Origin of the sequence: uncultured Roseobacter sp. (assembly GCF_947501835.1) — a bacterium.
Lineage (GTDB): Bacteria > Pseudomonadota > Alphaproteobacteria > Rhodobacterales > Rhodobacteraceae > Roseobacter.
Window position 1 is genome coordinate 32,814 of record NZ_CANMXR010000011.1, and the last position, 12,443, is coordinate 45,256.

General features: G+C 61.5%; 9 protein-coding genes. 5 read left to right on the forward strand and 4 right to left on the reverse strand.

The window, feature by feature from the left end; genetic code table 11:
• Positions 1 to 48 precede the first annotated feature (48 nt).
• Together Q1A20_RS20125 and Q1A20_RS20130 are read left to right on the forward strand one after the other, a co-directional pair.
• Positions 49 to 1,848, forward strand: a complete 1,800-nt coding sequence (locus Q1A20_RS20125) for an autotransporter assembly complex family protein (RefSeq protein ID WP_299918344.1) — start codon at positions 49 to 51, stop codon at positions 1,846 to 1,848.
• A complete protein-coding gene (locus tag Q1A20_RS20130; RefSeq protein WP_299408557.1) occupies positions 1,848 to 5,465 on the forward strand; it encodes a translocation/assembly module TamB domain-containing protein in 3,618 nt (1,205 codons plus the stop codon). The genes Q1A20_RS20125 and Q1A20_RS20130 overlap by 1 nt, the downstream gene beginning before the upstream one ends.
• A gap of 20 nt (positions 5,466 to 5,485) precedes the next feature.
• Here Q1A20_RS20130 and Q1A20_RS20135 read toward each other — a convergent pair whose 3' ends face one another.
• The gene (locus Q1A20_RS20135) at positions 5,486 to 5,998 is read right to left on the reverse strand and encodes a flavin reductase family protein (protein WP_299918346.1); all 513 of its coding nucleotides are present in this window, start codon (positions 5,996 to 5,998) and stop codon (positions 5,486 to 5,488) included.
• A 201-nt stretch (positions 5,999 to 6,199) separates the two neighbouring features.
• Complete coding sequence (gene acs / locus Q1A20_RS20140) at positions 6,200 to 8,164, reverse strand: acetate--CoA ligase (protein WP_299408562.1); 1,965 nt, start codon at positions 8,162 to 8,164, stop codon at positions 6,200 to 6,202.
• A gap of 446 nt (positions 8,165 to 8,610) precedes the next feature.
• Between acs and Q1A20_RS20145 the strand changes: the two genes are divergently transcribed.
• Genes Q1A20_RS20145 through Q1A20_RS20155 form a run of 3 tightly spaced genes read left to right on the forward strand, consistent with a single transcriptional unit; the run spans position 8,611 to position 11,715 of the window.
• A complete protein-coding gene (locus Q1A20_RS20145) occupies positions 8,611 to 9,627 on the forward strand; it encodes a C4-dicarboxylate TRAP transporter substrate-binding protein (RefSeq protein WP_298971066.1) in 1,017 nt (338 codons plus the stop codon).
• A 58-nt stretch (positions 9,628 to 9,685) separates the two neighbouring features.
• Positions 9,686 to 10,315, forward strand: a complete 630-nt coding sequence (locus tag Q1A20_RS20150) for a TRAP transporter small permease subunit (protein ID WP_299408565.1) — start codon at positions 9,686 to 9,688, stop codon at positions 10,313 to 10,315.
• A complete protein-coding gene (locus Q1A20_RS20155; protein ID WP_298971071.1) occupies positions 10,315 to 11,715 on the forward strand; it encodes a TRAP transporter large permease in 1,401 nt (466 codons plus the stop codon). The genes Q1A20_RS20150 and Q1A20_RS20155 overlap by 1 nt, the downstream gene beginning before the upstream one ends.
• 15 nt (positions 11,716 to 11,730) lie before the next feature.
• Here Q1A20_RS20155 and Q1A20_RS20160 read toward each other — a convergent pair whose 3' ends face one another.
• Both Q1A20_RS20160 and Q1A20_RS20165 read right to left on the reverse strand, forming a co-directional pair.
• Positions 11,731 to 12,084, reverse strand: coding sequence for an antibiotic biosynthesis monooxygenase (locus tag Q1A20_RS20160; protein WP_299408568.1), 354 nt, complete (start codon positions 12,082 to 12,084; stop codon positions 11,731 to 11,733).
• Positions 12,081 to 12,404, reverse strand: a complete 324-nt coding sequence (locus Q1A20_RS20165) for an NIPSNAP family protein (RefSeq protein WP_299408571.1) — start codon at positions 12,402 to 12,404, stop codon at positions 12,081 to 12,083. Before Q1A20_RS20165 ends, Q1A20_RS20160 begins: the two co-directional genes overlap by 4 nt.
• Positions 12,405 to 12,443 lie beyond the last annotated feature (39 nt).

Below are 12,443 nucleotides of genomic sequence, written 5' to 3' on the forward strand. Positions count from 1 at the left end.
GACAAAAAATGGCGCCGAACCGGGGGGTTGAATGTGCAGGCAACGTGGATGAGTAGGGGATGGGTGTGCAACCGATCCTTGATTGCGGCGTCGATGCTGTTGCTGGGCACGCCCGCGCTGGCGCTGGATGTCGATCTGCAAGGGGCGCTGAGCGAAGAGTTGCGCACCGACATCGAGGGCGGCTCACTGCTGATTGAGCAATCCACGGCTGAGACGGAGATGACGCCGCAGGAATTGGTGTCCATCGCGCAAGCCGATTACAAACGTATTTTGGCCGTCCTTTACGACTATGGGTATTACGGTGCCGTCATCGGCATAAAACTGGACGGGCGCGAGGCTTCCTCGATCAAGTCCGTTTCCCCACCCAGCAGCGTTTCGCGCGCAGACATCAGCATCACGCCCGGCAATCAGTTTCGATTTGGCACCGCAGAGGTTGGCCCTTTGGCGCCCGGCACGACCCTGCCGGAGGGGTTCAGATCTGGTGAAACCGCCAAGCTGAGTCTGCTGCGCGACACGGTCAGCGCCACAACGAACGCTTGGCGTGATCGGGGCCATGCCAAGGCCAAGCTGGAAAGCCAGCGCCTGACCGCAAGACACGCCGAGGGGACCCTCAATGCCACGCTGCGGCTCGATCCGGGCCCAAGGCTGCGGTTTGGGGATCTGAAAGTGGCAGGCAACAGCGCTGTGCGCACCGAACGCATTCTGGAAATCGCGGGATTGCCCACTGGCACGGTCTACTCGCCGGATGAACTGCAGGACGCGGCAAATCGATTGCGGCGCACGGGAACTTTCAGTTCTGTCGCGATGATCGAGGCCGAGGAGGTGGGGCCGGGAGATGAGCTGGGGATCACGGCGCGGGTCGCCGATGACAAACCACGCCGCTTTGGGTTTGGCGGGGAAATCTCGACCATCGAAGGGCTGTCGCTGAGCGCGTTCTGGGTGCACCGCAACCTCTTTGGCGGCGCAGAACGGCTGCGCATCGAGGCGGAGATCGAGGGGATTGGCGGGGACACCGGCGGTACCGACTTCCTGCTGGGCGCACGCTACCAGCGCCCTGCGACCTTCAATGAAGATACCGATCTCTATATTCTCGGAGAGGTCGAGCAGCAGGATGAGATCAATTTCTTCTCCCGTCAGGCGACCATTGGAGCAGGTATCGAGCGCATTGCCTCCGACAAACGCACCTACAGGCTTGGGGTTGCGCTGCGCCGCGCCAACACGCGCGATGCCTTTGGCGATGATCAATACACGCTCTTCATGGTGCCTGCGGGCACCACCTTTGATTATCGCGACCGGATCCTGGACGCGCGCAAGGGCTATTATCTGAACGCGGATCTCACGCCCTTCTATGCGCTGCAAGGCGCGGACAACGGGCTGCTGACCTCCGTCGATGCCCGCGTTTATCGCACCATCGGGGACGTGCGGACGACAACCTTTGCCCTGCGCGGGCAGCTTGGGTCCGTCCTTGGGCCGAGCCTGTCCGATGCACCGGCTGATTTCCTGTTTTATTCGGGCGGCGGCGATACCGTGCGCGGCCATGATTACCAATCCCTAGGCGTCGATGTCGGTGGCGGTCAGATCGTCGGCGGGCGTTCCTTTCTCGGCCTGTCCGCCGAGGTGCGATTTCGCAGCGCGGGCAGTCTGGGCTATGTCGGTTTCTTCGATGCGGGCTATATTGGAGATGAGTCCTTTCCAGACGGATCGGGCGAATGGCAAAGCGGTGCAGGCGTCGGCCTGCGGTATGACACGCCGATCGGGCCCATCCGACTGGACGTGGCAGTGCCCACATCGGGGGATGATGATGGATCGTCCTTTCAGGTTTACATCGGCATAGGACAGGCATTTTGATGCGTTTTCGCTGGATCATAGTTGGGTTGTTCGCGGTGTTTGTGGCGGGCCCTCTGGGGTTGGCCGCGCAGGAGGGTGAAGACGACGGTGGTTTTCTGACCCGCACCATCGAAGATCTGCTCTCGGGGGCTGGTCGTGAGGTCAACATCACCGGGTTCGCCGGGGCGCTGAGCTCGGAAGCCTCCTTTGAGCGTATGACCATCGCGGATGACGAAGGCATCTGGCTGACGCTGGAGGATGTGAGGCTGAACTGGAGCCGGCTGGCGCTGTTGCGCGGGCGCTTGGAGGTGGACCGGCTGAGCGCTGCCTCCCTAGATTTGCCGCGCCTACCGGAGGTTGAGGAAACCACAGAGGTGCCCTCAGCCGAGGCCTCGGAGTTTGCGCTGCCTGAACTGCCGGTCTCCGTCGATATCCAGCTTTTCGAGGTGGCCCGCATCGATCTGGGCGAACCCATTCTGGGGGCGGCGGCGGCCCTGGGCGTGCAGGCCTCCGCGCAGTTGAACGATGAGGGCGCATTCGTCGATTTGACCGCGAACCGGGTGGACAATGCCGAAGGTACCTATGTGATCAAGGGCGGTTTTGCCCGCGAAGGGGCGCAGATCGACGTCCAGATCGAGTTGGATGAGACCTCCGGCGGCATCGCAGGGCGGATGATGAACCTGCCGGGACAGCCCTCTATCGACCTTACGGTAGCGGGTACCGGCCCGCTCGATGATTTTACAGCTGATATCGCGCTGGCCACGGATGGGCAGGACCGCGTCGCGGGGCAAGTGATCCTGAGCGCGCTGCCGGTGGAGACCGAAGGCGCCGCGCCTGACAGACGCATTCGCGCCGATCTTGGCGGTGATATCACCGCGCTGGTCGCCCCGCAGTCCCGCGATTTCTTTGGTACTGAGGTCAGCGTGCAAGTGGATGCGGTGCGCGCGGCCGACGGGGCCATCGATGTGTCCGCCTTTGGTCTTGATGCCAAGGCGGTGCAATTGGCCGGGACCGTAAGGCTCAATGCCGAGCAATGGCCGACCTTCATCGATGTGGATGGCGAGATCGCGCAGGCGGATGGGCAACCGGTCCTTTTGCCGGGATCGGATGTGGCGACGACCGTGCAGTCTGTTGCTTTGAGCGTCGATTTTGACGCGGCCAAGGGCGATGCATTCCGGGGTGACTTCGACATCGTCGATTTTGCGCGGGAGGGCATCCGTTTTGACGAAACGCTGCTGGCCTTGGACGGCACGCTGACGGGCGAATTGGGCGCTGTTGGCCGGTTTCTGGGGGATCTCGATCTGACCACGCGGGGGCTGGAACTGGATGATCCGGAAGCGGCGCAAGCCTTGGGACAGAACATCGAAGGCAAGGCAAACATCGATTACGTCGAGGGCGACCCCATTCGCATCATCGGGCTGGAGCTTGCGGGCGAGGATTACGGGCTGGCGGGCGACATCGTCATCGAAGGGCTGGAGGACGGTTTCCCGACCCAGCTGGACCTTTCGGTTCAGGCCGCAGAACTGGCGCGTTTCGCCGGGTTGGCGGGTCAGCCTATTGCCGGTGCGGCCCGGCTTGATGTGGCAGGGAACGTCACACCGCTCAGCAGCATGTTCGATCTCAGCATCCGCGGCACCACCCGCGATCTGAAGGTCGATGTCCCGCAGGCGGATGCCGTCCTGGCGGGCCTGACCGCCCTGACGCTGCAGGCGCGGCGCGACGCAACCGGCACCTATGTCGATGACCTCTCGCTGACCAACGACGCGCTCAACGTCACCGGGGATGTGAAGCTGCAAACCGATGACAGCGATGTCAATGTGCTGGCGCGCCTCAACGATGTGGCGCTGGTGCTGCCGCAGTATACCGGCCCGGTCAATCTGGATGCGCAGGCGACGCAGGATGCGCAGGGGTGGATCGTGGATGTGCTGGCACAGGCCCCCTATGACAGCGCCTTCAGCGTGAAGGGCAGGGCGACGGGGCCGGAAACGGATGTGCTTTTCAAGCTATCTGTTCCGGAAGTGCAGCCCTTGGTGCCCTCAATCAACGGCCCGCTGGATGCCAATGGGCGCGTCTGGCTGACGACGGATGGGTATAACGTGGACGTGGACGCAGGCGGGCCGTTCCAATCCGAAGTCAGCGTCGCGGGCCTTGCCACGGGACCGGACGCCGCCGTGGCCTTTTCCGCGGCTTTGCCCAACATCGGCGTGTTTGTTCCCAAGATCACCGGCCCGTTTTCGATCGACGGGGATGCGCGCCGGGATGGCAGCAATTGGCAGATCGATACCAACGCGCAGGGGCCTGCTGGCACGCAAGCGGAAATCGCCGGTCTGGTGGCTGAAGACGGCACGCTCGATCTGGGCATTGTGGGATCCCTGCCACTGGGCCTCTCAGAGCCGTTTTTGCAGCCGCGCAGCCTGCAGGGGCAGGCGCAGTTTGACCTGCGAGCCAAGGGCGCGCCGGGACTGGATGTTGTGTCAGGCACAATCACGACCCGTGGTGCCAGCTTCGCGGCCCCGAACTTACGGCTGGCGCTGGTGGATTTGGCGACCGATATCAATCTGTCAGGAGGCCGCGCCCAGATCGATGTGACCAGTGCGGTCGAAGGTGGCGGGCGCATCGCGGTGGGCGGGGGGCTGAACCTCACCAGCCTCGCAGCCGATCTGGACATCGATCTCGACAGCGTCGTACTGACCGACCCGCGGCTCTATTCCACCTTGATCAGCGGGGACATTGGTGTCGCAGGCCCCTTGACCGGGGGGGCACGCATCGACGGCACCATCAACATCGGCGAGACCCTGATCACTGTCCCCTCCACCGGGTTGACCAGCATTGGTGAAATCCCCGACATCGTGCATCTGGGTGCGCCGCGTGCTGTCACATCGACGCGCGCGCGCGCCGGTGTGATCCCGGAGCCCGAAGCGGCGGGGGGCAATGGCGCTGGCAGCGTTTATGGTCTTGGCATTCAGGTGAACGCACCCAATCGCATCTTTGTCCGGGGGCGGGGGATTGATGCTGAACTGGGTGGGGGCCTGGAGATCACCGGCAATACCGCGCGGGTCATCTCCGCCGGTCAGTTCGATCTGGTGCGCGGGCGGCTTGATATTCTGGGCAAACGTTTTGAGCTGGACGAGGGATCAATCCAGTTCCAGGGCGATCTTGTGCCCTATATCATCTTCAGAACCACCTCTGATACGGAGGATGGCTCTGCCAGTATCACCTTGAATGGCCCGGTAAATGAACCCTCCGTGTCCTTTTCATCCGTTCCGGACGGTCCACAGGACGAGGTCCTGTCGCAACTGCTCTTTGGTCGGAACCTCAGTGAGATTTCGGCATTTCAGGCTCTGCAACTGGCGAGCGCTGTGGCCGAGTTGGCCGGGCGCAGCGGTGCGGGGGTTGTGGGCAGCCTGCGGGAAGGCTTCGGGCTGGACGATTTCGATGTGACCACCACCGATGACGGCGAGGCGGCGGTGCGCGCTGGCAAGTATCTGACGGACACGATTTACACGGATGTGCTGACAGGGGGCGGAGAGACAGAGTTGTCGATCAACCTTGAACTCACGGACTCGCTCAAAGCGCGCGGGACGGTCGAAAACGATGGCAATACCGGTATCGGATTGTTCTTTGAGCGCGACTATTGACGGCGACGCATGGGGGCCATTCAGTTTTCGGGCGCGAAATGGCCGAATTGCCCGCGTTTGAATAGCAGGCCCGGCGCGTCTCCCTCTGCCAAAAAGACATGGCGCACCTCGCCCAGGATCATGGAGTGATCGCCCGCCGGGTGAACCGCATATCTGCTGCAATGAAATTCGGCGAGGCAGCCGGAGAGCCGCGGCGCGCCCAAAGGTCCCGTGGACCAGTCGAAAGCCTCAAACCCATCACCCTTGCTGGCAAAATGACGGGCAAGACCAAGCTGGTCCGCGCTCAGCACGTGAATGCAAAACCTCTCAGCCTCGACAAAGGGCGCGTGGCGGCGCGACGCCACCGCAGGGGACCAGAGCACAAGGGGCGGCTCCAGCGAGACGGACGAAAACGAGTTTGCGGTGATGCCAAGCGGACCCTCATCGGTTTGCGTGGTGATGACCGTGACCCCGGTGCCAAAGCAGCCCAAGGCGCGACGCAGATCGCGCAACCGGTCTGAGGTCGGCGCAAAATGCGGCGGTTCAGACAGCATGCTGTTCTGCTTTCAGGAAACTGGCTTTTGCTGTTGGCATATCGTCATGTCCCGTCCTCTAACCCTTGGGAGGTAACGCGCCGCCTGTGAGCGGCAAGGCAAATGTGGTTGGTCAGGCAGATCACGGGCGGCGCCGGGAGGAAACGAAACAGGCCGACCCCAAGCCGGGTCGGCCTTATGATCCATTCGACCTGACGGGCTCTAACCCTTGTTCATGCGGTTTTCGATGAGATCCTCCACGACGGAGGGATCGGCCAGCGTGGAGGTGTCCCCCAAGGCGCCGAAATCGTCCTCGGCGATCTTGCGCAGGATGCGCCGCATGATCTTGCCGGAGCGGGTCTTGGGCAGACCAGGCGCCCATTGGATCAGATCGGGGCTTGCAATCGGGCCGATTTCCGTGCGCACCCAGGTCCGCAGCTCTTTGCGCAGCTCCTCTGTCGGCTCCTCTCCCCCCATCAGCGTGACATAGCAATAGATGCCTTGCCCCTTGATATCATGCGGGTAACCCACCACGGCGGCCTCAGCGACCTTTGCGTGGGCCACCAGCGCGCTTTCGACCTCTGCTGTGCCCATGCGGTGACCGGAGACGTTGATCACATCATCGACACGACCGGTGATCCAATAGTCGCCATCGGCATCGCGTTTGCAGCCGTCACCGGTGAAGTAATACCCCTTGTAATCGGCGAAATAGGTCTTCTCAAACCGGTCGTGATCGCCCCAGACCGAGCGCATCTGACCGGGCCAGCTGTCGGCGATGCAAAGCACGCCCTCAACGTCATTGCCGTGGATTTCCTCGCCCGTTGTCGGCTCCAGCACAACCGGCTTGATGCCAAAGAAAGGTTTCATGGCCGAGCCCGGTTTCATAGCATGCGCGCCGGGCAGGGGGGTCATCAGGTGGCCGCCGGTTTCCGTCTGCCACCAGGTGTCGACGATGGGGCAGGTGCCCTTGCCGACCACCTCATTGTACCAGTTCCAGGCCTCCGGGTTGATCGGTTCACCCACCGTGCCGAGCAGCTTGAGACTGCTCAGATCGCATTTCTCGACAAATTCGGTGCCCTGACCCATCAGCGCGCGAATGGCGGTGGGGGCGGTGTAGAACTGGTTCACCTTGTGCTTATCACACACCTGCCAGAAACGGCTGGCATCGGGATAGGTGGGCACCCCTTCGAACATCAGCGTGGTCGCGCCATTGGCCAGCGGCCCATAGACGATGTAGCTGTGCCCGGTGACCCAGCCCACATCCGCCGTGCACCAGTAGATGTCGCCATCATGGTAATCGAAGGTGATCTCATGCGTCATCGCCGCATAGACCAGATAGCCGCCGGTGGTATGTACAACGCCCTTGGGCTGGCCGGTGGAGCCGGAAGTATAGAGGATGAAAAGCGGGTCCTCCGCCCCCATCTCCTCGGGGGCGCAATCAGCGGAGGCTTCTGCCGCCAGCGCGTTGTAATCATAGTCGCGCCCGTCGACCCAGGTGGTCTGCCCGCCGGTGCGTTTGACCACCAGGCATTTCACTGTGTCCGAACAGTGCAACAATGCCTGATCCGCGTTGGTTTTCAGCGGTGTGGCGCGCCCGCCGCGCGGGGCGTGATCTGCGGTGATCACCACTTTGGCGTCGGACCCGTTGACCCGTGCGGCCAAAGCATCTGCAGAGAAACCAGCAAAAACAATCGAATGAATGGCCCCGATCCGGGCACAGGCGAGCATTGCATAAGCCGCCTCGGGGATCATCGGCATGTAGATGATCACCCGGTCACCTTTGCCAACGCCCAGATCCTTTAGCACATTGGCCATTTTGCAGACCGCACTGTGCAGCTCACGATAGGTGATGTGCAGGGCGTCTTCATCGGGATTGTCGGGCTCCCAGATGATCGCGGTCTGATCGCCGCGCGTGGCCAGATGCCGGTCAATGCAATTGGCCGCGACATTCAGCGTGCCATCCGAATACCAGTTGATCGAAACGCTGCCCAAGGTGTAGTTGACGTCCTTCACTTGTGTGAAGGGCTTCATCCAATCGACCCGTCCCGCCTCTGCGCGCCAGAAAGCTTCCGGGTCCTGGATGGATGCGGCATACATTTCGTCATATTTTGCAGCGTTCACATGGGCGTTGGCGGCCATTTCAGCCGAAGGTGGATAGGTTTTGGCAGATGGGGTTGCGTCGGACATGAAGGCTCCTCCCTTGGGTCGTGACATTCTGAAAGAGCGGCCAGGCCGTGAATGCGCTTTGCGGCATCTTTCTCCTCCGAGCGGGATCATAGCGCGATTGGAAAAGAAGGGAATAAGGTGCAGAAATATAAGGATTTCGCTGTAAACATTTTTCCCGGATGTGGCTGGCGTCTGTAAACTGATGGTCAGAATTGCGATTTTGCCCCTGTTTTCTGGCCTTTGACTGTCAAATCATGCCGGGTATGAGGTGTCAGGGCTTGGCGGCAGATGGTTTTCCGCCTCAACCTGCCTGCCAATGTTCTTCTTCATGCCGAATTCTGCGCAGAATCAAACGTGGCGCCGGGCACAAGAGGGCCGCTGCCATTCAGGGCTTGGCACTGCGTGCCGGCTTGGGTAGCTTTGCCCCAAGCGTGCCCGACCTGAGGCACGTCATAAGGGAGAACCAAATGAACAAATATCTTTCCGGCGCCGCCGTCGCCGCGATCAGCTTTGCATTCGTATCGGAAGCCGCTGCAACAGAATGGAATGTTTCTGTCTGGGGCAAACGCCGTGCTTTCACTGAGCACGTTGAAAAGCTTGCCGAGCTGGTCTCGGAAAAGACGGGCGGCGAATTCACCATGAACATCAGCTATGGTGGTCTGTCAAAGAACCGTGAAAACCTCGATGGCATCTCCATCGGCGCGTTTGAAATGGCGCAGTTCTGTGCGGGCTATCACCGCGACAAGAACCGCGTGATCACCGTGCTGGAACTGCCGTTCCTCGGGGTTGAGAACCTGGAGCAGGAAGTGGCCGTCTCCTCAGCGGTCTATGCCCACCCAGCCGCCGCCGAAGAGATGGCGCAGTGGAATGCCAAGCTGCTGATGACCTCGCCGATGCCGCAGTACAACCTTGTGGGTACCGGCGATCCTCGCGATGAACTCGCCGAATTCGACGGCATGCGGGTGCGCGCCACAGGTGGGCTCGGCCAGGCGTTTGAAGCGGTAGGCGGTGTGCCCACCTCGGTGACCGCGACCGAAGCCTATCAGGCCATGGAAGGCGGCGTTGTGGACACGGTCGCCTTTGCCCAGCACGCGCACCTGAGCTTTGGCACGATCAATCAGGCCGACTGGTGGACCGCCAACCTCAACCCCGGCACGGTGAATTGCCCCGTTGTGGTGAACATCGACGCTTATGAGGCGCTGAGCGATGCGGAGCGGGAAGCGCTCGACAGTTCGGTGGCCGAAGCACTGGATCACTATCTGGCCAATTATGGCGAGTTGCTCAAGCGCTGGGACTCGGTGCTGGAGGAAAAGGGCGTCCAGAAGGTCGAGATTTCGGATGAGGTGATCGCGGAATTCCGTGCCAAGGCCGCAGATCCGATCCGCGATCAGTGGATTGCCGATATGGAGGCTCAGGGCCTCCCCGGTCAAGAGCTTTATGATCTGGTCGCCAAAACGCTCGAAGAAGCCAAAGGCGGCAGCTAAAGCCAATGGGCCGTCCTTATAGGGGGCGGCCCGTTCAATAATAAAAGGGGGTAGGGCGATGGCAGGTTCCGCTGCGGTGCTCGAAGATTCCAGTCTGCTCAGCCGGCTGGACCGTGCATTGTTACCAATCGAAAAATTCTGCGCTCTGCTCAGTGGGGTCGCAATCTTTTCGCTGATGTTTCTGGCGGCCTACTCGGTCACCGGGCGCAAATTCTTTGCCTCACCCATGGCTGGCTATGTCGATTACATCGAAGCGGCGATGCCGATCATTGCGATCATGGGCGTGTCCTACGTCCAGCGGGATGGCACCCATGTGCGCATGGACATGCTGGTCAGCGCGCTTCGGGGCCGTCTGCTGTGGTTCTTTGAACTTGTTTCGGTTTTGCTGATCCTGGTGCTGATCGTGGCGCTGACCTGGGGCGCCTGGGATCACTTTGACCGCTCCTTTGACTGCGCGCGGCCCTTATGCAGCCGTGACAGCTCCATCGACATCGGTCTGCCGATCTGGCCCTCTAAACTGGTAGTGCCGATTGCCTTTGCAGTTCTGTGTCTGCGGCTGATCTTGCAGGCCTGGGGCTACGGGCGCGCACTCATCCTGGGGTTGGAAAACCCGGTAGCCGTTCCCCTGAACCTCAGCGTTGCGGAACAAGCGCGTCTTGAGGCCGAAGCATTGGATGGGGCGGACTGATGGAACCCATTGAAATCGGATTGTGGGTCAGCGGTGGCCTGCTGATGTTCGTCGTGCTGGGCATGCGGGTGGCCTTTGCCGCCGGGCTAGCGGGTTTTGTGGGCCTCGTGTGGCTGCGCTGGAACGGCTTCGACTATGATCCGGAGCGCTTCTGGAAAGCGGTTGAGATCAGCGTGAAGGTGGCCGGGCTGACGCCGCACTCCAAGGTCTCGGCGCAGGTGCTCAGCCTGATCCCGGTGTTCATCCTGATCGGCTATCTGGCCTATTACGCCAAGCTCACCACGGCACTGTTCACCGCCGCCAAGCGCTGGATCGCCTGGGTGCCGGGGGGGCTGGCGGTCTCCACCGTCTTTGCCACGGCGGGGTTTGCCGCTGTGTCGGGTGCGTCGGTTGCGACGGCAGCCGTTTTTGCCCGCATTGCCATCCCGGAGATGCTGAAGATCGGCTACAACAAGCAGTTTGCAGCAGGCGTTGTCGCGGCTGGCGGCACGCTGGCCTCGCTGATCCCGCCCTCCGCCATTCTGGTGATCTATGCGATCATTGTGGAGCAGGACGTGGGCAAGCTGCTGCTCGCAGGGTTCCTGCCGGGCATGTTCTCCGCTGTGGTCTATGCCGCGCTGATCATCGGCATTGCCGTGATCTTCAAGACGGTGGGGCCACCTGTTGGCGGCTTCACCTGGCGCGAACGGCTCGAATCCCTGCCACCAGCGCTGCCTATTCTCGCGGTGGTCGTGATCATCATCTTCTTCGTCTACAACCCCTTTGGCGATGCCTGGGGCACGCCGACCGAGGGCGGCGCCATTGGGGCCTTTATCATCTTCCTGATGGCGCTCTATCGCGGCATGCGATGGGCACAGCTGAAAGATGCGCTGTTGGACACGGCGAAGCTGACCGTGATGATCTTTTCGATCATCTGGGGCGTGCTGATCTACGTGCGCTTCCTGGGGTTCGCCGAATTGCCCGAAGCCTTTGCCGACTGGATCACCTCGCTGGAAATGTCGCCGATGCTGATCCTGATCTGCATTCTACTGGCCTACGCGGTGCTGGGCATGTTCATGGATGCGATCGGCATGCTGCTGCTGACGCTGCCGGTGGTCTACCCGGCGGTCATGGCGCTGAATGGCGGCGAGATGGTCAGCGCCGCCGACAGCGCCTTTGGCATGTCAGGCCCGATGTGTGCGATCTGGTTCGGCATTCTGGTGGTCAAGATGGCGGAGTTCTGTCTGATCACGCCGCCCATCGGGCTCAACTGCTTTGTGGTGGCGGGCGTGCGCGATGATCTGACCGTGCAGGATGTGTTCAAAGGGGTCACGCCCTTCTTTGTCGCTGATGCCATCACCATCGCGCTGCTGGTGGCCTTCCCGGGCATCGTCCTGTTCCTGCCCTCCCTCGCGGGGTAGTCCCGCGTGGGGGGATCAGGGGTCCTCTGTATGTGCCGCTTTGCTGTCGTCCGGGGCCTGCTCCCGGTCGAACATGCCGTAGTCCCGGATCACGCCCGCGACCCTTAACCGGTAGCCGGCAAAGACACCGGCGCGCCCGTCCCGTTGCGCGCCGCGATGCGCGCTGAGCGTTCGCCAGCGCATCACCGCCTCTTCGTCCTCGAAGAACGAGAGCGACAGCAGCTTTGCCGGGTCCGTCAGGCTCTGAAACCGCTCAACCGAAATGAACCCCTCAACCTCCTCCAACATCGGTCGCATTTTCGCGGCGATCTCAAGGTATTCCTCTTTGCGCCCGGCGGCGGGCTCGACTTCAAAGATAACGGCGATCACTCTGGCTCTCCATGTGGCGCGGACGCCAGTTTCAAAAAGGTGCGGTCTTCGCGCAGCAGGAATTTCTCCTTTTGCGCAACGGCATAGTTTTCCCGGCCCAGAGGATCCGCTGCCAAACGCTGGCGGTAGTCTTCGTAAGCCGCGAGGCTGGGAATGTTGTAAATCCCGTAGGCCAGCGTCGATGATCCCTCATGCGGCGCGAAATAGCCAATCAAATCCGCACCAGATCGCGGGATCGCTTGCCCCCAATTGCGGGCGTACTGCGCAAAGTGCTCTTTTTTCGTGGGGTCGATGTGGTAGCGGATGATGCAGGTCAGCATGGTTGTCTCCAATTTTAGCGTGCCCCGTAATACCGGATT

Coding starts and splice junctions, on each gene's coding strand:
- Q1A20_RS20150 (WP_299408565.1), top strand. CDS start 9,686: ATGGCAGGTTCCGCTGCGGTGCTCGAAGATTCCAGTCTGCTCAGCCGG.
- Q1A20_RS20130 (WP_299408557.1), top strand. CDS start 1,848: ATGCGTTTTCGCTGGATCATAGTTGGGTTGTTCGCGGTGTTTGTGGCG.
- Q1A20_RS20165 (WP_299408571.1), bottom strand. CDS start 12,404: ATGCTGACCTGCATCATCCGCTACCACATCGACCCCACGAAAAAAGAG.
- acs (WP_299408562.1), bottom strand. CDS start 8,164: ATGTCCGACGCAACCCCATCTGCCAAAACCTATCCACCTTCGGCTGAA.
- Q1A20_RS20155 (WP_298971071.1), top strand. CDS start 10,315: ATGGAACCCATTGAAATCGGATTGTGGGTCAGCGGTGGCCTGCTGATG.
- Q1A20_RS20135 (WP_299918346.1), bottom strand. CDS start 5,998: ATGCTGTCTGAACCGCCGCATTTTGCGCCGACCTCAGACCGGTTGCGC.
- Q1A20_RS20125 (WP_299918344.1), top strand. CDS start 49: ATGAGTAGGGGATGGGTGTGCAACCGATCCTTGATTGCGGCGTCGATG.
- Q1A20_RS20145 (WP_298971066.1), top strand. CDS start 8,611: ATGAACAAATATCTTTCCGGCGCCGCCGTCGCCGCGATCAGCTTTGCA.